We start from the raw sequence: 19,451 nt of genomic DNA on the forward strand, positions 1-19,451 counted from the left end.
ACCTCGCCCGACGCGTGCAGTTAAACCAAATATACGTCTGCCGTACCTACCCTCCCGTTCAGCATTCTTGACCGGAGAAAACCGTGCAGTCGCAAAAGCTTGATGTCCATGAACGGTCGTCAGAGGACGTGGCGCTGGCCGACGCGGCCATTTCGCGCCTGCGCCAGCTGAGCATGAAACTCGCCATGGCTGAGATCGACATCGAAGTCTTCGACACGATGCAGCCGTTGGAGGACGACTGGCGGGCGCTGGAGCGCGACAATCTCCAGTCACTCCATCAGAGCTATGACTGGTGCGCCGCCTGGGTGAGCGCCTTTCAGCGGCCACTGGCGATCCTCAAAGGCAGCTATGCGGGTCAGACGGCATTCATTCTGCCGGTCGAAATCGTCAAGTCCCGAGGGCTTTCGACCGCGAAGTTCATTGCCGCCGATCACAGCAATATCAATACCGGCCTGTTCTCCGAGAGCTTTGCAGAAGCCGGCGGGACCATCGATCCCGGTAAGTTCGCCAGCCAGCTTCAACAGGCGCTCAAGGGTCGAGCCGATCTGCTGCTGCTGCAGAACATCCCGGTCGAATGGCGCGGGCGACAAACTCCGCTTGCGGGGCTGCCGATGGTACAGAACCAGAATCACGCCTATCAGCTACCGTTCTTTCCCACTTTCGAAGAAACGCTGAAGCAGCTCAACGCCAAGAACCGACGCAAGAAATTCCGTGTTCAATCGAAACGTCTCGAGGCTGCCGGCGGCGTCGAATACCTTGTTCCCGAGACATCGGAAGAACAGCACCGTCTGCTCGATATCTTCTTCCGCCTGAAGAGCGCCCGCTTCGCCAGCCTCGGCCTGCCCGACGTCTTCGCCGAGGGAGAAACGCAGGCCTTCCTGCACGGTCTCATCGACAAGCGGGATGACGACAAGCCGTATTTCGGCCTGCAGATGCATGTGCTGCGGCTCAAGGGTGAGAATGAGGGCCGCATCGCCGCAATTTCAGGCATTTCGCGAAAGGGCGACCACATCATCTGCCAATTCGGGGCGATCGACGAAGACCTCGTTCCGGATACGAGCCCCGGCGAATTCCTCTATTGGCAGATCATCTCCGGGTTGCATGGCAAGGGCGTGGCGCTGTTCGATTTCGGCCTCGGCGACCAGACGTATAAACGCTCCTGGGCGCCGGTCGAGACCGCGCATTACGACGTGGTGCTGCCGGTCTCGCCGTTCGGCGTTCTCGCCGGCGCCGCGCACCGGATCGTCACCCGCGGCAAGGCCCATATCAAGGCGCGCCCTAAGCTCTATAAATTCGCCCAAGGCGTCCGAGCACGCATCGGCTAAATGTTTAAAGCGTGCCACAAAACCGCGGCGCACTTTGCGCGACATGCGGTCTTTGTTTTACGCATGTCGTTATCGCAAAACCGCGGCGCACTTTTGCGCGACATGCGGTCTTTGTTTTACGCATGTCGTTATCGCAAAACCGCGGGGCACTTTTGCGCGACATGCGTTAGGCGGCCTGGCCGAGCCTCTGCTCCGCTTCTTCACCACCCGACATCAACACGACGCGCTCGTAGCCCGCAGCCTGGAATTCCGTCATCAGGGCAACGAAGATCGTCTCCTCGACTTCCGGCAGGGAGAGAATGATCTCGACGTCCCGGCTGCGCGTCAGCCGCGAGACACCGGCGACGTCGGCCGAGCCGCATTCGACCACGACGAGGTCATAAGCGGCGGCAAGCGCATCGAGCAGAAGCGACAGCCGGTCGACACCGCGCATGGCGCGGCGAACGTCACTCTGGCCCTGGGGAATGAGATGGGCATCGGAAAGATGGTCGCCGTGGATGGTGTCGCCGAAGGCGGCCTCGCCACACAGCAGATCGGTGACGCCGAGCGCGGCCTGGTCTTCAGCCATCAGTTCCGTAGGGTAACCGGAACCGGTCATATCGATCAGGATCACGCGGCGGCCGGCGTCTGCCAGCATGCGGGTCAGCAAAACCGTTGCCGCCGAGCCATTATCACCGGTCGGAGATATTGCGATTGCCAGCGGCGCCCGACTGCCCGTGAGATAATCCGCAACGGAGGCGATGGAGAATTCGTTGTCGTCCTCCGGCGCCACCTCGGTGGGCTCCACCTCCTCGACGATATTCTCTTCGTCCGCGACCACGGCAAGCATACTTGGCTGGACAGGCTTTCTGACGACAGCGACAACAGGCGTGGCCTGCGGGGTATCCCTCTCCTCGAGTGTTTCTGCCTCGATGGTCTCACGAGACGCATCGACGACACGCAGCGCCCGGCCGCTGAAAAGTTCGGCCAGCATGGTGACGATGGCGCTCAGGATCAAAATCGCGACGGTCGCGACGACGACGATCGGCATCACCTTCGGAAAATAGGGATCGACCGGCTCGATGGCCCTGGAAACGATACGGGCGTCGGCTGGGCTCGAATTGCTGTCGGCGCGGGAGGCGGCCTCGCGGTAGCGCACCAGATAGGTTTCGAGCAGCTGGCGCTGGGCGGTGGCCTCGCGCTCCAGCGCATTGAGACCGACCTCGTCTTCACCGGCGCGGGCGCTGTTGGCCTGCACCGTGTCCGACTGGCGCTCAAGCTCGCTCGCCCTCAGATCGGCGACCTTGGACTCATTGTCGATGCTCGCCAGAATCTTCTGCGTCTCCTGGCGGATCTGAGTCCGGATATCGGAGAGCTGGGCGCGCAGGCTTTTCAGCCGCGGATGATTGTTGAGAAGGCTGGTCTGCAGATCGGATATTTGCGACTGCAGGCCGGATTCCGTCGCTTTCAGCCGCTGGATCGCCTGGGACGACATGATGTCAGGCAGCGTGTCGGAGGCCTCGCCCGAAGACAGCGCATTGCGCACCGCCTGCGCCCTCGCCTCGGCATTGGCCTTGTCGCCGCGCACGCGGGTCAGCTCGGCGGAGATATCGTTCAGCTGCTGGGCCGGAAAGGTGGTCGTGCCGTTGGTCTGCAGCAGCCCGTGGGAGGTGCGGTATTCGGCGACCTTCCTTTCGGCCTCGCTGACCTTGCCACGCAGCCCCTCGATCTCCGGCTCCAGCCAGCGCGTCGCTTCCGAATTGGAATCGAGCTTGGCGCCGCTCTGCGTCGAAAGATAGACATTGGCCATGGCGTTCGGAATGGCGGCTGCGAGCTTCGGGTCCTTCGAAGTAAAACTGATGCCGATGACGCGTGAACCCGGCACCTGGTACACTTGAAGGCGTTCGACGAAGGCGTCGATCACGCGCTCTTCCGGCGGATTCTCCAGCGGGTTCTTCTTCAAATGCAGCTTCACCAGGATGCCGCTCATCGCCGAGCCGTTGGCGGCATCGTCGAATTCCGGCAGGTTATAAAGCTTCAGGTCGTTGATGACCTTTTTGAGAAGATCGGCCGATTGCAGCAGTTGCACCTGGCTGGCGATATTCAGCTCATCCATCAGCGGACCGGCGCTGGCATCGTTGGCCTGTTGGGTGCTGGCGAATGCCGGCGCGCGGGGTTCGATGAGAATGCGTGTTTCGCTGCGAAATTGCGGCGACATGATCTTGGCGCCGGCAAAGGCGACGCCCGCCCCCACGAGGGTAATCGCCAGAATCCGCAAACGGCGCGCCCAGACGGCGCGGACCAACTGGCCGAGGTCGATGTCCACATCCTGATCACGCGCTACGCCGGACATGCTCTTACTCCACAACAAAGGTGCCGCAAGCGTAAACGACCATGGTAACTCAACGGTTAATGGCAATCTTGCCGAGTAATGAGCAAGGGCAAGTGAAGGAAGCGGAAAATTGCAAGCGGCCTTTACCGGGCATTAACCCTAACGGATCGATAACGGCTCTACCGAGTTCATTTTCTGTGAGCACAAACGGATGTCTGTCGTCCAGCCCAAGATCCTTTTGGCCCTGAGCCTTGCAGCCATGACGGCGGCATTAGGCGGCTGCACGACGTACAAGCCGGCTCCGAAGGCCTTCAACGAGGCGACCATCCAGCCCTATACGCTGGACAGCGGCGATCGGTTGCGGGTTACGGTTTTCGACCAGCAGAGCCTGACCAACACCTATACGGTGGATCAGGCCGGCTATATCGCCTTCCCTCTCATCGGCCAGGTCCCTGCCCGCGGCCGAACACTGCAGCAACTCTCGGGGCAAATCGCCCAGAAACTGCAGCAGGGCTATCTTCGCGATCCCGACGTCACCATCGATGTCGATCGCTACCGTTCGATCTTCCTGATGGGCGAAGTCGGCCAACCCGGCCAGTATGCCTATGTCCCCGGCATGACGGTGCAGAACGCTATCGCGGTCGCCGGCGGCTTTACCAGCCGCGCCAACCAGAGCATGGTCGACGTCACCCGCAAGATCAACGGACGGGTGTTGACCGGCCGCATCAATATATCGGGGCCGATTATCGCCGGCGACACGATCTACGTTCGCGAACGGCTCTTCTGAACGATGGCAGAACAGAAGCCGCTCCGCATCCTCCATTGCTTCAGGTCGCCGATCGGCGGAATTTTCCGCCATGTCCGCGATCTCGTCGAGGAGCACAGCAAGGCCGGTCATGAAATCGGCATCCTCTGCGACAGCTCGACCGGCGGCGAATACGAGGACAGCCTATTCGACGATATCCGTCCCTATCTCTCTCTCGGCCTGACACGCGTGCCGATCCGGCGCTCGATCAGCCCGTCAGATATTGCGACGATGTGGGATACATACAAGAAAATTAAAAGTTTGCGGCCGGATGTGCTGCACGGACACGGCGCCAAGGGCGGCGTGCTCGCGCGACTTGCCGGCTCAGCGTTGCGGGTGAACAGGTATCGCGTTGCCCGCCTCTACACCGCGCATGGTGGAAGCCTGCATTATTCGCGTTCATCGTTCAGTGGACAGTTCGTCCTCAGGATGGAGCGCCTGCAGGAATATTTCACCGATGCGCTGGTCTTCATCTGCGAATACGAGCGCGACACTTATGCGCGCAAGGTGGGTAAACCGCGGACGAAGACCAGACTGATCTACAACGGCATCGCCGAGCGCGATTTCGAGCCGATCCCGACCCGCTCGGATGCCGTGCATTTCATCTATGTGGGAATGCTCCGGGACCTCAAGGGTCCCGATCTGTTTGTCGATGCCTTCGCAAAGACCGAACGGCTGCTCGGCAGGCCGTTGTCGGCGCTGATGATCGGCGACGGGCCGGATCGCGATCGCTACCGCGAAATGATGGTCGAGCGCGGCCTTGGCAAGCGCATCGGCATGCTGCCGGCGATGCGGGTCCACGAAGCCTTCTCCATGGCGCAGAACCTCGTCGTTCCCTCGCGCGCCGAAGCCATGCCCTATATCGTGCTCGAGGGGCTCGGCGCCGGCAAGACGATCATCGCAAGCCGTGTCGGCGGCATTCCCGAGGTGCTCGGCGCCGACAGCGCAGCCCTTGTGGAGGCAGGGAATTCAGACGATCTCGCCCGCGTCATGGCGGAAACGCTGAGCACACCCGGCTGGCACGCCAAGACGATGCCCAAGCCCGAGGCGGTGAAGGCGGTGTTTTCCTCCGCCGTCATGGCACGTGATGTCCTGAAATTGTACCATGAACTCGTCGGTGCCGCTGACCGTCAAGCAGTGCCCGCCGCCTCGTAAATATTTCTTAGGGGCTTTCTGGTACTTCGCTTGCTGGACAACGAGCGAAAAGCCCCATGAACAAGCTGGAAAAAGGCGATCAATTCGACGTGGAAGCACTGCGCAAGCAGGTCTCCGACATCGAGGTGCGCGGCGACGCGGGTCAGGAAAAACCTTCCGATCCGACCGAAATCAACCCCTATGCCCGGCAGATCGCTGAACAGTTCCGCGATGGGACCAATTCGCCTGTCATCATCATCGGGCAATTGCGGCTGCTGGAATTCCTGGCGCTCTTCGCAATCGCCCTGATCGTCCACACTTTCTGGCCCGGCGACGGCCATGATTCCTCCTGGATGCGGGCGGGCATGGCGGCGATCGCTTCGGCCTTGACCGTCATCGGCCTCCAGCTTGCCGACACCTACACCATCCCGGCACTTCGGGCCAAGCTGCGGCTGATCCCGCGCATTCTGGCGTCGTGGACGATCGCGCTTCTCCTGACCGTCGGCCTGTTTGCTCTGGTTCGCGGTAGCACATGGGCGACGGTCGTCGACGCCTATATGCCCTGGTTTGCAGCCGGCGCGCTCTTCCTTGCAGCCGAGCGTTTCCTCGTCGCCTACGGCATCCGCAATTGGGCGCGCAATGGCATCATGGAGCGCCGCGCCGTCATCGTCGGCGGCGGCGAGCCGGCCAAGGACCTGATCCGCATCCTCGAACAGCAAGATGACAACGACATCCGCATCTGCGGCATCTTCGACGATCGTAGCGAAAAGCGCTCGCCGATCATGGTCGCCGGCTATCCGAAGCTCGGCACCGTGGCCGAACTTGTCGAGTTCGTGCGGCTGACGCGCATCGACATGCTGATCATCGCTCTGCCGCTTTCGGCCGAGGCGCGGATCTACGACCTGTTGAAGAAGCTCTGGGTTCTGCCGGTCGATATCCGCCTTGCCGCGCATGCCAACCGGCTGCGCTTCAGGCCGCGCGCCTATTCGCATGTCGGCTCGGTGCCGATGCTCGACATTTTCAAGAAGCCGATCCGCGACTGGGATTCCGTTGCCAAGCACGGTTTCGACATCTTCTTCACCGTGGTCGCCCTTGCACTGCTCTGGCCGCTGATGGTCGCGACCGCAATCGCCATCAAGGCGACCTCCGAAGGGCCGGTTTTCTTCATGCAGAAGCGCCATGGCTTCAACAATGAAATCATCAACGTCTTCAAATTCCGCTCGATGTACACCAACATGGCCGACCCCACGGGCAAGGCCGCGGTGACCAAGGGCGATCCGCGCGTCACCCGCGTCGGCCGCTTCATCCGCAAGACCTCGATCGACGAATTGCCGCAGCTTTTCAACGTGCTGAGGGGCGAGCTCTCGCTCGTCGGCCCACGCCCGCACGCCGTTCTTGCCCAGGCCCGCGACCGCGCCTTCGGTGATGTCGTCGAGGGTTATTTCGCCCGCCACCGCGTCAAGCCCGGCGTCACCGGCTGGGCGCAGATCAACGGCTGGCGCGGAGAAGTGGACAATGACGAGAAGATCAAGTTCCGTACGGCCTACGACCTCTATTACATCGAGAACTGGTCGCTCTGGTTCGATCTCAAGATCTTGCTCCTGACTCCGATCCGGCTGCTCAACACGGAAAACGCCTATTGACCGCGATCGAGGCGACATATCCCCGTGTCGCCCAACCGCAGCGGATGACGCTGCGCCTGATCGGCTCGGCCTTCGTCGCCTTCGGCGTCTTCCTCTCCGGTTTCGTGATCGACGAGCCAGCGCCCTACGAACTCTGGATGGCAGGGCTGATCGGCCTCTGGTTCATCCTGGGCCTGAGGATTTCGCGCGGCGTCGCGCCGCTGCTTGCCCTGCTGCTCACCTTCAATATCGGCGGCATGCTGTCGCTGACGCAGATGAAGGATCTGGCGACGGGGCCGATGTATATTGCGGTGTCGACCTTCCTGGCGCTGACGGCGGTCTTCTACGCAGCGATTATCGAGGACAGCCACAAGCGGCTGCCGCTGATCTTCAACGCCTGGACCTTCGCCGCCGTCGCCACCTCCGCGCTCGGCATACTCGGCTATTTCCATGCCTTTCCGGGCGCGGAGATCTTCACCCTCTATGATCGCGCCAAGGGCGCCTTCCAGGACCCGAACGTCTTCGGCCCCTTCCTGGTGCCGCCATCACTCTATCTCATCCACGGCATCCTCGTCGGCGACTTGAAGAAATCGCCGTTGAAGGCTGCCGCCCTGCTCGTGCTTGCGCTCGGCATCTTCCTGTCCTTTTCCCGCGCCGCCTGGGGTCTGTTCGCGCTCGGCGCAGGACTGCTGATCTTCATCATGCTGCTCAAGGAGCGCAGCGGCGCCTTTCGCCTCAGGGTGCTGGTGCTGTCGCTGGCGGCGATCATCATGTTGGTCGCCTCGCTGTTGGTGGCGCTGCAGATCCCAAAAGTCGCCGAACTGTTTTCGGCGCGCGCCCAGTTGGTGCAGCAATATGACGGCGAGCATCTCGGCCGTTTCGAGCGCCACCGGATCGGCTTCACCATGATGATGGAGCGCCCACTCGGCATCGGCCCGCTGGTGTTCGGCACGATGTTTCCCGAGGACGAGCACAATATCTGGCTGAAATCGCTCACCACCTATGGCTGGCTCGGCTTCGTCAGCTATGTCGGCATGCTTGTCTGGACGCTCGCGCTCGGCTTTCGATACCTGCTGCTCGACCGGCCGTGGCAGCCCTTCCTGATGATCGCCTGGATCTCGATTCTCGGCCATGCGACGATCGGCAACGTCATCGATATCGACCACTGGCGCCATGTCTATCTGCTGCTCGGCACCGTCTGGGGCTGTGCGGCGCTGGAAGTGCGCCGCAAGCGCGGCCTGAGGCCATAGCTCCGAGAGCATCGCGGTCTATTTCGTCGCACCTGCCGTCAAGCCGGCGATAAACCGCCGCTGGAAAACCAGATACGTCAGAATGAGCGGGAAAATCACGATCACCGCGCCGGCGGTCAGAACCGGCGTGTTCACAGTGTAACGTCCTTGGAAAAACAGCATGCCGAGGGGCAGCGTCCGATAGGCGTCGTCGTTGACCAGAATGAACGGAATGAGAAACTCGTTCCAGGTCCAGATGAACAGGAACAGCGCCAGTGTCGACATTGCCGGTATCATCAGCGGGATAACGATCTTGCGAAGGATATGAAAGCGTCCGGCGCCGTCGAGGACCGCCGCTTCGAGAACTTCCTCCGGCAATTGTTGCATCGCACTGGCGAGGAAGATCGTTGAGAACGGTATCGACATGGCGATCTGCGGGATAATAAGCGCCGCATAGGTATTGATCAGCCCAAGATATCGCATTTCATAATAAAGCGGGATGATGAAGGCCTCGGCCGGCACCATCATGCCGAGCGTCAGAATCGCAAACAGCGTCCGCCGAAACGGGAATGACAGGTAGGCGAAGGCAAAACCGGTCAGCAGGCCTAGAAAGACGCTTACTGCAACGACGGGTATGACAACGATGATCGAATTCCAGAAGTAGATGTTGAAATGTCCGGCATTCCAGGCATCGACGTAGTTTTCGAAATGCGGGTAGGCCGGCAATGCGAAAGCACCCCTGAGAACGTCAGCCTTGCTCTTTATCGACGTCAGCAGCAGAAGCAGGAACGGGGTGATCGTTACGAAAGCAAGAAGCCAGAGGAGAAGGCGAAGGAAGAGCGCGGCAGGGATGTTGGACGAACGGCTCATCAAGCCACTCCTTTACTTCTAGAGCCGACCAGCCGGTGAATTGCATAGTTGATTGCGAATGTCAGCAACGCGCCGACAATGGCGATGGCCGCCGCAGCGCCGAACCGATTGAGCTCAAAGCCGAGCTGGTACATGTAGATATTCGGCACGAGCGTCGCGTTCGCCGGTCCGCCGCGGGTCATTGTAAAAATCAGGTCGAAGCTTTTGATCGACGCTATCACCGTCAGAAGCAAAACCACCCTTATCTCAGGCAGGAGAAGCGGCAGCGTTATCCAGAAAAAGGTCTTTCGCGCCGAAGCGCCATCGACCTTGGCAGCATCAAACAGCGACGGGTCGATGCGCTGAATTCCGGTGAGGAAGATGACCATGCAGAAACCAAAGAAATACCATGTGGCAACGATCCCCACTGCGGGAAGCACAAAATTGAAATCTCCGAGCCAAGGTAATGCGAACCTGCCCAATCCTATCGCTCTGAGAAACTGATTGAACGGTCCGAATGCGGGATTGTAGAGCCATGCCCAGATGATGCCCAACACGGCAGTCGGCATGATATAGGGCAGGAACAGGAACGTTCTGAGCGCGAGTTGTTCGCGCTGCTTCAGATTCCAGACGCAGCCAGCAAGCGTTATCCCGAGCACGAGCGGCAGGACGCAGTAGAAGATCATGAGCTCGGCGTTGTTACGCAGGGCAATATAGAAACGACTGTCGGAAAGGAGGTCGGCATAATTGCCCAAGCCAACCCATCTCGGCATGCTCAAGCCGTCCCAGCTGGTCAGGCTCAATCCCAAAGCAGCGACAATCGGTCCAAAGACAAACGCCGCGTAAAGCAGCAATCCAGGCAATAAATAGATGAAATTGGTCTGTTGCGTTCCATCAAGTGCGGAGCGTTTCATCCAGTACTCCCTGAGGCCAAAGCTCTGGTCATCGCGCAGCAAGGCGTGAGCTCGCAGCGCTCATTTGAACGTGGCGAACGGGACGCCGGTTGGACCGCCGAGCCAGGCGGTCGTGACCACCGAGCCGAAGGTCACGACCAGCGTCCGCATTCCTTATTTCTTATCCTTCAAATACCCCTGATAATCCTTGTCCATCGCGTCGACGAAGGCTTCGGGCGTGATCTTGCCGGACAAGAGAAGTGGTGTGTTGTCGTCTATCGTCTTCAGCATCGTCGCGCTCGACCAATCGGGATAGTGCCCGAGTGCATCGTTGGCGTTGAGTGTTTTCCACATCTCGATTCCCGAGGTCAGGAGCGGCGTAAGCTTAGGCTTTGCATCCGCCGGGAGCGATGTTGCAGGGAGGTAGCCGGCATTGGCCCAGCTTTCAGCGGCCTTTTCCGAAACCATGTAGTCGATATACTCGCCGGCCAGGTCCTGCTTTGCCTTGTCTTTGGCAAGGCTCGTTATCGCCCAGGCAAGATCCACGCCGCCGACACTCATGGGCTTGGAAATGCCCTTCGGAGCGGGAATGGCCATGAAGCCGATATCCGGATTGTTTTGCATGTCGCCGAAATACCAGGTCCCGGAGATCAGGAACGCGCCCTGCCCTGATATGAACAGCTGGACGGCGTCGTCACCGGAGATGCCCTCGTAACCGGGATAGAAATAGCCGCCCTGTGCCCAACTCTGCACGAGTTTGGCGGATTCGATATTGCCCTTGGTGTTCCAGGAACCGCCCTTGCCGTAAATGAGGTCATCAAGTTCGCCGCGATTGGCCGCGTCGATATGTGCTTGATCGATGGCACCGATCATGTGCAGGGCGAGATGCTGCTTTGCCGAGCCCATCATGAATGGCGCGACGCCTTTTTCCTTCAGCTTGTCAAGATCAGCCAAAAGCTCCTCGAAGGTCTGCGGCAGTTTAACGCCTGCGTCGTCGAGGATCTTCTTGTTGTAATAGAGGCCAACGATCTCGCCGAGACCCGATATGCCGTAGGTCTTGCCGACCCCGAATTTTGGCCCATCCCAGCGGTCTCGAGCAAGCACGGAATCCGACTGCCGCTTATCCCAGCCATATTTCTTGATGTACTCGTCAACCGGCAGGAGCAAACCTTCCTTGATCATCGCGCCCATGTCGCCGGCGCCCTGGTTGACCTTGGTGATGACAGGGCCATCCCCTGCCGAAACCGCAAGCTTCAGCGTCAGCTTCATGTCATCGAAGGTGCGGGCGGTACGTTTGATTGTAACGCCGGGATGGGCGGCTTCGAACTCCTTGTTCAGTTGCTCGATGACTGCGCTCTGGCCTTCGAAGGTTTGGTCATCCCATACAGCCAGATCGTCGGCGCGGGCCGCGGAAAGGCCGAAACTCATAAGCGCCGCGCCTGCAAGCGCGACAGCTGCTTTCAATCGGTATGCCGGCAGTATGCTGATCGATTTCACGTTTCTATTCATCTGCTCCACCTCATTTGGTTTATTCTCCACTCCCCATCCGAGCCTTGCGCCGGGCACCGGCCGAACGTTTCCTTCCAGACCTTTGCCGGGCCTGCGAATCTGAGGTAATCGTCAATGCACGAGTCTCTCTCGCGATCCAGAATGACAAAGCGCCACGCAGGAGGTGGCAAAGCGATGGACAATAACTGCTTCATCCGCCCGGCGATTGAAGCGGATGTCGACGCTCTTTTCGACATCTGCCTTAAAACCGCCAATGGCGGCGAGGATGCCAGCGCGCTTTTTAGCGACCCGCATCTGCCCGGTTACATCTGGTCCGTACCCTACCTCAAGTTTGCCCGAGACCTTGCTTTTGTTCTCGTTCAGGGCGACCGGCCGGTCGGCTATGTCGTCGGGGTGTCCGATACCAGCCGCTTCGACAAAGACTTGGCGACACACTGGTGGCCGTTCGTCCGCCGAGAGATCGCCGGACTGACACCCAGCCATCCGCGCGACGCCGACGTGATCGAACGAATTCAAAATCCGCGCAGCGGAACGACGTGGCTTCAAGACGATTATCCCGCGCATCTTCACATCAACATTCTTCCCGGACTTCAGGCAGGCGGCTGGGGCCGCAGGATGATCAGCACCGAGCTTCAGGCGCTTCGCAATCACGGGGTCAAGGCTGTGCATCTCGGGGTCGATCCAAACAACGAACGGGCCAGAGGCTTCTACCGTCATCTTGGTTTTTCCGAACTCGAACGGGACGGCTCCGTCGCTTTTGCCATGCGGATCGATGAAGTATCCGGCTAGAACCGACGGTGCCATCATGTTCATGAGATTGGCTCCGCATTTGCGGCGTCAAGCCCGTATTTTAAAACAACCGCCGCCGGCATGGCACTCCAGCCCTGAAGCAGGGAGCCGCGCCCGTAAGGCGGCGAGAAATATTCCACCGCACCGATCCAGCCATTCTCGAGGCAGGTTTCCCACCAGCGTGTCAGTGCATAGCGCGCACCGCCAAGTCCGTGGCGAAGGCGTTCTTCGGCATAGGCGCCATCCCAATAGGGCCAGTCCGAGCCATTATGGTAGCGGTAGGGAAAAGCGGTCTTGGACCGTAGATCACTTTGCCGCTTGAATGGCGGATAGGCGCACATCATACCCCAACTGCCATAGGGCTGTTCCTGATTGTTGCGCGTTTCCAATCGGGTTTCAAACGCTCTCAGCAAGCCGACCGCCTTCTGCCCGGAAATCGCGCCAAATCGCGACAAGGTCAGGCTGTCGAGAGCCAGATGATCCTCGACAAAAGCGCCAGGCGTTCCATAGTCGACATATCCTCCTGTTGTCGGCACAAAGAGCTTGGCCTCGATTTCTTCGCGGGCAAGACTTGCGGTCGTGCGTGCGCGTTCAGCAAGCGTCGGATCGAGACTGTCGCCAAACCTTGCCACCGCGTCCATGGCGCCGACGAAAAGACCCAGATCGTAAGAGACCAGGCCCTCACGATAGACGTTGTCGGCCCAGTCCCGGTCGTTGCGCGGCTTCAGCGGCAGAACGCTGCCGGGACCAGCCAGACTGAGATAGCGCTCCACGATTGCCTTGACGATCGGCCAGTGCCGTTGCACCTCTGCTCTGTCTTTCGTTGCGCTGACATAGTCGTCAATGAAAAGAATAAAGAAGAGCGGGCTGTCGAAATGGTCGCTCCACCAATCTTGCGGACGGTTGTGGTACTCCGGAACCGCCCTCTTGTGGGTTTTGGGATTGGCCTTGCTGTCGGCGACAAAGCGCTGCCAAGCCTCCGATTGCGCAGGCCCGGTCAAGATTACGCCGCTTGGAGCTTCTCCATCCGGCTGCACCGCCTTGGCAAGCAACCGGATCTCGTCACGCACCGCCTCCGGCGCAAGCGTCAGAAGAGGCTGCATCGTCCAATAGCCATCGCGGTAATAGGTCCGCGCCGGAGCACTATAGGCCTGCCCTGCGGCAAGACCCGCGAAGGCACCGTGTTCATCACGCCTGATGCTGGAAAGGGCGGCGTGTATCCCCTGGCAGACCATGCTGCGCATCAGCGCGTCGGCGTCGGGCGCTAGATCACAACGCGCAACATATTCAGCGGCTTCAGCAATGATAGCCTGGCTGGTGAGGCTGAGAGCTTTCTCGGCTTCGCCTCTCGAGGCGCCGACGGCGATCCGAAGATCCGAGCCGAGAGCGTCCACGATGAGAACACCCCAGCCCATTTCGAAAGTCCGCCGATGATCGGTCCGCGTGAGCCTCGCGCTTGCGCCTAGTTCATCCGGCTCATGCCACCAGGCGCAACGGCGTGCCGGATATACGCCCTGAAGGCGCACGCCTCTGATCAACATCACTGGCAGCGACTGCGCGACGAATACGCCGCCATGTTCGGAAATCATACGGTTCGGGGCATAGGTATAAGGCCCCCCGACGGCAGAAAATCTCACACGCCCCAGACTGCCGGCGCCCCAGAGAGCGAGATCAGCGTATCCGTCCGGATGAACATCCGCCTGAAGGCGTGGCGCCATTACAGGCAGCAAAACACCCTCTTCGGCGGAAAGCTGTCCATCGGTCGAGGGCTTTATCATCGGCAATCCCCGCAATTGGTTTCAGCCTACAGGCGGCCTTCCGTTTGTCAAGGACATAGACAAAAGCATGGCCGCAGTGTACTGAAAGCCGGTAGAGATGATCAGACAGAGCTTCAGATTTCGCCTTTCGCGATATTGGAAAGCCAATATCGTGCCAATTAAGTATGCGCTCCGAACTAATGCAACGAGCTGGCCGGATAGCAATGACCTCTTCTGTCGTACAGACTCCAATCGCACGAAAAATTTCAACCAATGCCGTAATCCGAACGGTGTTGGCGAACGGCTCGATCTCCCGCGCCGATATTGCCAAGCTGACCGGCTTGTCAAAACAGACGATTTCCGATGTCGTACGCGACCTTGAGGATGATGGATGGCTGAAACCGATCGGACAGACCGATGGTCGCCCGGGCCGGAATGCGATCATCTATGAAATCAATGCCCGGGCGGGACTGGCCGTCTCCATCGATCTCGGCGGCACGAAGATTGCTGCGGCGATCTGCGATCTGTTGGGCAATGTCGTCGCCGAAACCAAAGTGGCCACCGACCCGCGGGGCGGAATTCATCTCGTCAATCAGTTCAGCGATGTGATCGTTGAACTCGCGCTTACTGCCGGAACCACCGCCGACAAGCTCCGTCTCGTCGTTCTGGGCAGTCCCGGCGTGCTCGATCCTGCCACTGGCCATATCAATGTCGCACCGAACATTCCCGGCATCGACGCCATCAATCTGCGGCAGGTCTTCAGCGACAAAATGGGCGTTCCGGTGATCGTCGAAAACGACGTCAACCTGGCGGCGCAAGGGGAGCGATGGCGGGGACACGGTGTGGAGACCGGCAATTTTGCTTTCATCGCCCTCGGAACGGGCGTCGGCATGGGCATTATCGCCAATGGCGCTCTGTTGCGCGGCGCGCGTGGTGCGGCCGGCGAAATCGCCTATCTTCCGATCGGCGGAGACGCTTTCGATCCTGGCGGGTTTACGCTTGGAACATTTGAGAGCGCGGTCGGCAGCGTCGCGATGCTTCGTCGGTATACCGGTTTCGGCGGGCGCAACGCATCCACCGTAGCCGAGCTCTTCGCCGCGTTCAATGCAGGAGAGACAAGCGCCGTGGCCGCAATCGAAGAGACGGCAAGGCTGGTCGCGGTCGCCATTGCGGCCATCGGAGCAACGCTTGATCCTGAACTGGTGATCACCGGCGGCAGCATCGGCGCAAGACCAGAACTTGTGAATGCGATCCGCGATTTTCTGCCGCGTTGCACGCCTTATCCGCCGCGCATCGAGATCAGCCGCTTTGGGAACCGCGCCGCCCTGGTGGGAGGAATGGGGGTTGCGGTCGAGCGCATGCACGACGATCTATTTGGTGTAAAATTGTAGGACGCATGATCGGCGCGCGCCACTTGAGAACTGCGGTGAATGCGCTAGATTTTGCGGCATGATAACAGCAACACAGATACGCGGCGCGCGGGCGATGATCGGAATGAGTATCGAAGAGCTCGCCGCCGCAAGTGGCTTGCCGGTCGAGACGGTATCGGCGCTGGAAAATGGCCAATTTGCGGGCGAGCCGCACGCGCTGTTTGATGTTCGCAGCACGCTCGAGGCGCAGGGCATCATCTTCCTGTCAAGCGGCAACCAGGATGAAGGCGGCCCGGGCATTCGGTTGCGCGCACGTACGTCCAGCGACGACGGCATCCGGCCGGAGAACCTCAACGCCGCTAATGACGATTAGCGCATGGCGCCGAAACTGCGCGGTTTTCGGACAGCGTCGTCCTCTGACGCCTCAATATGGAATGGGCTTTCAGAATTAAGCCGACGCGGCTTAAAATCACGCTATTCGAATGGAACCAAACAGGCATTCGGCCGTTTCCGCTGTCCTATCGGATACTTAGGGGCAATCACTTGAACCGCAGCAATGGTCTTTACGTCATCATCGGCGTTCTCGTCATCGCCGTAATCGGCCTCGGCGCTTATATCTACCGCGAAGAAAGCAAGCCACAGGGAATCGAGATGAGCATCGGCAAGGACGGTGTCTCGATCGAGCAGAACTGAGCGTCAGAGATATGTCTTAGCCAGATCGGCGAGCTTGCCGCCGTCCTTGACGCCCTGCCTGTAGAGCTGAATGATAACCGCACCGATCCGCTCGGCTTCCGGCGTCGTCCTGACCAATCCGCGCTCTTCGCAGACCTTGTCGAGCACCTGCGATAGCAGATCGAGATCTTCCGAAAACAACGGCAAATCATGCGGATGGATTGATGATCGTAACATCACGCCGCATTTCCTCCGAGGGCAAACGCATCCACGCTTGCATTGCCGGCCGCCCTCCGCAACCGGCAAAAATGATTATGCGCGACGGCTTGAACTTTAGCAACTACGCAATTTCTACGGAACAAAATCAGGGAACAAATGTTTGCCCCGCGCGTTTGGGCCGCGTCTGGAACACGATGATTGTCGGATCATGCTCCAGTCGCAGAAATCAGTGAGTGCAGACATTGAGTGAAGTACGCTTTCCCTCCCCCATCCGGGTGCTTTCTCCAGGCAGCAGTCTGATCGTTTCCACGGTCTGGGAAGCCGTCGAATATCTCAAACAATGGCCGAGCAAACGTGGGAGCCACTATCGCATTGCACGCCAGCATTGCTTGGATGCACTCGACGGGCTGCGCAGCCCGCGTGCAGCACAAGCTTCTTTCATCACGGCGGTGAAGACGGCGGGATTGTTGCTGTGATATCAGCCGGTGTGGCGGCCAGCGGCGGCGAACTGGGGGTGAATGGAGCCTTCCATGATCACCTTCGCGGTTATTTCGATCACACGCTCCTCGGCGAGTTCCGCAAGCGCAAGCGCGACATCGCCCTCCGACCAGCCGGCTTTCACAGCCTCGTCCGACAGGGCCTGGAACGCGCTGGCAAGGGCTTGTCTGCAAGTTAGATTCTGCTTCATATCCGCCATGCGCTCGCATTAGGCTCGTTGTGACAGGGACGCTGTTAATCTACACGTATTTGCACGAATGCGAAGAGCTTTCGCGTTTTTTAAATTCAAATTGGATAATTCCAATTTAAATTGTGTATAATCTTAGCACAACATAAAATATAAGACCAATTCAACTGAGTGATCTTTAAAACAACTGACTTATTTATTTCATAATCACACCCGTTAAGGGTACTTTTTGCATTAATTACTTTAAATAGTTACGAAACCCTATCGAATTAGCGATTATTTTGACCTGCGATGCGAGAATTTGAATTGCGGCACGTTCTCTGCATTTCCTTGCAACCCTTTCCATCAACCGTCCCTGAGACGAAGGCGACCTTGTTTTTTACGGCCACTCAACAACTGGCGATCTGCTGCATGATCGGCACCGCCAATCGACCGGCGGTGCCAGCCGCCAAGAGCGCCTCCGGCGCTAATCACGTTAATACCACAACGACACCACACTGCCGTCAAAGTCCGCCGTAGGATTGCGTTGGGTATTATTGAGTTGGCGGGCTCACATCTTCAGGAGTTAAAATGTCTATCGAACTAGACGCGACGACCTATGTACACGCCAAGCCGGCGACCGCCCATTCTTACATTTTGCCGGCCGTTGTCGATGTTCTCGAGAACAGCTTCCAGCAGGCGAACGAAACGTCGATCTTCGACCTCGGTTGTGGCGCCGGCGGTGCTGCAGCCGTGCTTGCGGGAAAGGGCTATGATGTCACCGGTGTCGATCCGTCCGAGGACGGAATCGCGAAAGCGAGAATGGCCCACCCCGATCTTCCGCTGGAAATCGGCTCCGGTTACGAAGATCTTTCCAGCCGGTATGGAACCTTCGATGCAGTGATAAGCCTCGAGGTCGTGGAGCACCTTTATGATCCTAAGGCTTTCTCGGCCACTATGTACGATCTGGTGAAGCCGGGCGGCATCGCGGTCATGTCGACGCCGTTTCACGGTTACTGGAAAAATCTGGCCTTGGCCGTGAGCGGCAAGATGGATGACCATTTCATGCCTCTCAAAAATCACGGCCATATCAAATTCTGGTCTCCGGAAACGCTGAGCACCCTCCTGCATGAAACAGGTTTCGAAGACGTCGACTTCGAATATGTCGGGAGGATTCCGCTCCTGGCGAAATCGATGATTGCGATCGCTCAAAAACCGCACTGAAGGCCCGTCGAAGGCCGACGCCTTTTGTAGGGCCGGCAAGCAGCATGAACAAAATGACATTTTCCTTGGGGACTTTTCGGGATTTTCGGTTCCCGTTTCAGCAATTCTGCCAACGCCACCTTCCGTATCCGCCTCTAGCGAGACAACGAAAATTGACATTGTGACTGGGATTTCAAGGGGATAAATGGTCGGGGCGACAGGACTTGAACCTGCGACCCCTTGACCCCCAGTCAAGTGCGCTACCGGGCTGCGCTACGCCCCGACCTGCCGAAACGGCTTGTTTCGTTTAGTTTTTCAGCGCGTGCAATGCAAGCGGAAAAACCTTGCCTCCAACAAAAAGGAGGCGGTTTGTCGCAATGGTCAGATCGCGGCGAGCTTCAGCCGGCCTTCGACAGTTTGGCGGGGCTGCCATGCCTGGTAGTTGGCGATCGAGAAATGTGGTGTTTCGAAGGGTGTGGCGTGTGTTTGCGTGATGACGGTGACGTCGGCGCCGGCGGCCTCGCCGGCGAGGATGCCGGCGATGGCATCTTCGAAGACCAGGCATTTTGCGGGATCGACGCCGAGACGGCTGGCACCAAGCAGATAACCTTCGGGGCTGGGCTTGCCTGATTTAACTTCCTGGCCGCTGACGATGACCCTCGGCATCGGAATGCCGGCGGCCACCATTCGCCGCTTGGCGAGTTCGATCGGCGCCGAGGTGACGATTGCCCATCTGCCATCGGCAATGGCGGAGAGGAAGCGGATGGCGCCGGGGATCTCGACGATGCCCGAAACGTCTTCCATCTCCTCGGCGAGCAGCACGTCCGCCTCATGAGCCGGGTCGACGCCGGGAAGGCCGAGCCCGCGGATAACATCGGAGGCGCGGATGCCGTGAATCGTCTTCAGGAAAACCTCCGGTTCGAAGCCGTAGCGTCTTGCCCAGTCGCTCCAGACCCGTTCGACGACGGCGATCGAATTCAGCAGCGTTCCGTCCATGTCGAAGAGGAAGGCGTCATAAGACCTGTCGAGGATGTCATGGAGAGCGGGCACGGGCGTTTCCTTGGGGCGCGGGAGGCCGGGGCGGCCGTCAAGCAGGCGAG

Annotated in this window: 19 protein-coding genes and 1 tRNA gene; 11 read left to right on the forward strand and 9 right to left on the reverse strand. The window is 59.2% G+C overall.

Annotated features, from left to right (window positions below):
- The first annotated feature begins 83 nt into the window (after positions 1-83).
- Positions 84-1,325 carry a GNAT family N-acetyltransferase gene (locus RCCGE510_RS00785; protein WP_007626231.1) on the forward strand — a complete coding sequence of 414 codons (1,242 nt, stop codon included), beginning with the start codon at positions 84-86 and terminating at the stop codon, positions 1,323-1,325.
- Between the two features lie 166 nt (positions 1,326-1,491).
- On the opposite strand, the gene RCCGE510_RS00790 is transcribed toward RCCGE510_RS00785, so the two are convergent.
- On the reverse strand, positions 1,492-3,657 hold the full coding sequence (locus RCCGE510_RS00790) for a Wzz/FepE/Etk N-terminal domain-containing protein (RefSeq protein WP_007626232.1): 2,166 nt from the start codon (positions 3,655-3,657) through the stop codon (positions 1,492-1,494).
- Positions 3,658-3,847: 190 nt separating this feature from the next.
- Between RCCGE510_RS00790 and RCCGE510_RS00795 the strand changes: the two genes are divergently transcribed.
- Genes RCCGE510_RS00795 through RCCGE510_RS00810 form a run of 4 tightly spaced genes read left to right on the forward strand, consistent with a single transcriptional unit; the run spans position 3,848 to position 8,447 of the window.
- On the forward strand, positions 3,848-4,423 hold the full coding sequence (locus tag RCCGE510_RS00795) for a polysaccharide biosynthesis/export family protein (RefSeq protein ID WP_007626233.1): 576 nt from the start codon (positions 3,848-3,850) through the stop codon (positions 4,421-4,423).
- A 3-nt stretch (positions 4,424-4,426) separates the two neighbouring features.
- Complete coding sequence (locus RCCGE510_RS00800) at positions 4,427-5,596, forward strand: glycosyltransferase family 4 protein (protein WP_007626234.1); 1,170 nt, start codon at positions 4,427-4,429, stop codon at positions 5,594-5,596.
- Between the two features lie 56 nt (positions 5,597-5,652).
- Positions 5,653-7,218, forward strand: coding sequence for an undecaprenyl-phosphate glucose phosphotransferase (locus RCCGE510_RS00805; protein ID WP_007626235.1), 1,566 nt, complete (start codon positions 5,653-5,655; stop codon positions 7,216-7,218).
- On the forward strand, positions 7,215-8,447 hold the full coding sequence (locus tag RCCGE510_RS00810) for an O-antigen ligase family protein (protein ID WP_007626237.1): 1,233 nt from the start codon (positions 7,215-7,217) through the stop codon (positions 8,445-8,447). Before RCCGE510_RS00805 ends, RCCGE510_RS00810 begins: the two co-directional genes overlap by 4 nt.
- 18 nt (positions 8,448-8,465) lie before the next feature.
- Here RCCGE510_RS00810 and RCCGE510_RS00815 read toward each other — a convergent pair whose 3' ends face one another.
- From RCCGE510_RS00815 to RCCGE510_RS00825, 3 genes are all read right to left on the reverse strand, one after another.
- On the reverse strand, positions 8,466-9,296 hold the full coding sequence (locus RCCGE510_RS00815) for a carbohydrate ABC transporter permease (protein ID WP_007626239.1): 831 nt from the start codon (positions 9,294-9,296) through the stop codon (positions 8,466-8,468).
- Positions 9,296-10,189, reverse strand: a complete 894-nt coding sequence (locus tag RCCGE510_RS00820; protein WP_007626241.1) for a sugar ABC transporter permease — start codon at positions 10,187-10,189, stop codon at positions 9,296-9,298. Before RCCGE510_RS00820 ends, RCCGE510_RS00815 begins: the two co-directional genes overlap by 1 nt.
- A 153-nt stretch (positions 10,190-10,342) precedes the next feature.
- Positions 10,343-11,677 (reverse strand): extracellular solute-binding protein, encoded by a 1,335-nt coding sequence (locus RCCGE510_RS00825; protein WP_007626243.1) that lies wholly within the window; start codon positions 11,675-11,677, stop codon positions 10,343-10,345.
- 174 nt (positions 11,678-11,851) lie between these two features.
- Between RCCGE510_RS00825 and RCCGE510_RS00830 the strand changes: the two genes are divergently transcribed.
- The gene (locus tag RCCGE510_RS00830; RefSeq protein ID WP_007626245.1) at positions 11,852-12,466 is read left to right on the forward strand and encodes a GNAT family N-acetyltransferase; all 615 of its coding nucleotides are present in this window, start codon (positions 11,852-11,854) and stop codon (positions 12,464-12,466) included.
- A gap of 20 nt (positions 12,467-12,486) precedes the next feature.
- Here the strand turns inward: RCCGE510_RS00830 and RCCGE510_RS35055 are convergent, their stop codons facing one another.
- On the reverse strand, positions 12,487-14,244 hold the full coding sequence (locus RCCGE510_RS35055; protein ID WP_007626246.1) for a hypothetical protein: 1,758 nt from the start codon (positions 14,242-14,244) through the stop codon (positions 12,487-12,489).
- 197 nt (positions 14,245-14,441) lie between these two features.
- On the opposite strand from RCCGE510_RS35055, the gene RCCGE510_RS00840 reads away from it, so the two are divergent.
- The 3 genes from RCCGE510_RS00840 (at position 14,442) to RCCGE510_RS35060 (ending at position 16,286) form a co-directional block, all read left to right on the forward strand.
- Positions 14,442-15,614, forward strand: coding sequence for an ROK family transcriptional regulator (locus RCCGE510_RS00840; RefSeq protein ID WP_037077474.1), 1,173 nt, complete (start codon positions 14,442-14,444; stop codon positions 15,612-15,614).
- 58 nt (positions 15,615-15,672) lie between these two features.
- Entirely contained in the window at positions 15,673-15,966 is a 294-nt protein-coding gene (locus RCCGE510_RS00845) for a helix-turn-helix domain-containing protein (RefSeq protein WP_007626248.1), read from the forward strand.
- Positions 15,967-16,136: 170 nt separating this feature from the next.
- Positions 16,137-16,286 (forward strand): hypothetical protein, encoded by a 150-nt coding sequence (locus RCCGE510_RS35060; protein WP_007626251.1) that lies wholly within the window; start codon positions 16,137-16,139, stop codon positions 16,284-16,286.
- Positions 16,287-16,289: 3 nt separating this feature from the next.
- Here RCCGE510_RS35060 and RCCGE510_RS00855 read toward each other — a convergent pair whose 3' ends face one another.
- A complete protein-coding gene (locus RCCGE510_RS00855) occupies positions 16,290-16,502 on the reverse strand; it encodes a hypothetical protein (RefSeq protein WP_007626252.1) in 213 nt (70 codons plus the stop codon).
- A gap of 224 nt (positions 16,503-16,726) precedes the next feature.
- Here RCCGE510_RS00855 and RCCGE510_RS00860 point away from each other — a divergent pair, with 224 nt between their 5' ends.
- Complete coding sequence (locus RCCGE510_RS00860) at positions 16,727-16,960, forward strand: DUF982 domain-containing protein (RefSeq protein WP_007626253.1); 234 nt, start codon at positions 16,727-16,729, stop codon at positions 16,958-16,960.
- A gap of 2 nt (positions 16,961-16,962) precedes the next feature.
- Here the strand turns inward: RCCGE510_RS00860 and RCCGE510_RS00865 are convergent, their stop codons facing one another.
- Positions 16,963-17,181, reverse strand: coding sequence for a hypothetical protein (locus RCCGE510_RS00865; protein WP_037077425.1), 219 nt, complete (start codon positions 17,179-17,181; stop codon positions 16,963-16,965).
- 558 nt (positions 17,182-17,739) lie between these two features.
- On the opposite strand from RCCGE510_RS00865, the gene RCCGE510_RS00870 reads away from it, so the two are divergent.
- The gene (locus RCCGE510_RS00870; RefSeq protein ID WP_007626255.1) at positions 17,740-18,372 is read left to right on the forward strand and encodes a methyltransferase domain-containing protein; all 633 of its coding nucleotides are present in this window, start codon (positions 17,740-17,742) and stop codon (positions 18,370-18,372) included.
- A gap of 185 nt (positions 18,373-18,557) precedes the next feature.
- On the opposite strand, the gene RCCGE510_RS00875 is transcribed toward RCCGE510_RS00870, so the two are convergent.
- Together RCCGE510_RS00875 and RCCGE510_RS00880 are read right to left on the reverse strand one after the other, a co-directional pair.
- Positions 18,558-18,634, reverse strand: a tRNA-Pro gene (locus RCCGE510_RS00875).
- Positions 18,635-18,732: 98 nt separating this feature from the next.
- A complete protein-coding gene (locus RCCGE510_RS00880) occupies positions 18,733-19,401 on the reverse strand; it encodes an HAD family hydrolase (RefSeq protein ID WP_037077475.1) in 669 nt (222 codons plus the stop codon).
- Between the last annotated feature and the right edge of the window lie 50 nt (positions 19,402-19,451).

The sequence above is a fragment of the Rhizobium sp. CCGE 510 genome (assembly GCF_000292525.1).
Classification (GTDB): Bacteria; Pseudomonadota; Alphaproteobacteria; order Rhizobiales; family Rhizobiaceae; genus Rhizobium.

Excerpts from the sequence above, each read along its gene's own strand:
- RCCGE510_RS00870 (WP_007626255.1), top strand. The coding sequence starts at position 17,740 with ATGTCTATCGAACTAGACGCGACGACCTATGTACACGCCAAGCCGGCG.
- RCCGE510_RS35055 (WP_007626246.1), bottom strand. The coding sequence starts at position 14,244 with ATGATAAAGCCCTCGACCGATGGACAGCTTTCCGCCGAAGAGGGTGTT.
- RCCGE510_RS00790 (WP_007626232.1), bottom strand. The coding sequence starts at position 3,657 with ATGTCCGGCGTAGCGCGTGATCAGGATGTGGACATCGACCTCGGCCAG.
- RCCGE510_RS00845 (WP_007626248.1), top strand. The coding sequence starts at position 15,673 with ATGATAACAGCAACACAGATACGCGGCGCGCGGGCGATGATCGGAATG.
- RCCGE510_RS00805 (WP_007626235.1), top strand. The coding sequence starts at position 5,653 with ATGAACAAGCTGGAAAAAGGCGATCAATTCGACGTGGAAGCACTGCGC.
- RCCGE510_RS00815 (WP_007626239.1), bottom strand. The coding sequence starts at position 9,296 with ATGAGCCGTTCGTCCAACATCCCTGCCGCGCTCTTCCTTCGCCTTCTC.
- RCCGE510_RS00820 (WP_007626241.1), bottom strand. The coding sequence starts at position 10,189 with ATGAAACGCTCCGCACTTGATGGAACGCAACAGACCAATTTCATCTAT.
- RCCGE510_RS00800 (WP_007626234.1), top strand. The coding sequence starts at position 4,427 with ATGGCAGAACAGAAGCCGCTCCGCATCCTCCATTGCTTCAGGTCGCCG.
- RCCGE510_RS00830 (WP_007626245.1), top strand. The coding sequence starts at position 11,852 with ATGGACAATAACTGCTTCATCCGCCCGGCGATTGAAGCGGATGTCGAC.
- RCCGE510_RS00855 (WP_007626252.1), bottom strand. The coding sequence starts at position 16,502 with ATGTTACGATCATCAATCCATCCGCATGATTTGCCGTTGTTTTCGGAA.
- RCCGE510_RS00865 (WP_037077425.1), bottom strand. The coding sequence starts at position 17,181 with ATGGCGGATATGAAGCAGAATCTAACTTGCAGACAAGCCCTTGCCAGC.
- RCCGE510_RS00795 (WP_007626233.1), top strand. The coding sequence starts at position 3,848 with ATGTCTGTCGTCCAGCCCAAGATCCTTTTGGCCCTGAGCCTTGCAGCC.
- RCCGE510_RS00825 (WP_007626243.1), bottom strand. The coding sequence starts at position 11,677 with ATGAATAGAAACGTGAAATCGATCAGCATACTGCCGGCATACCGATTG.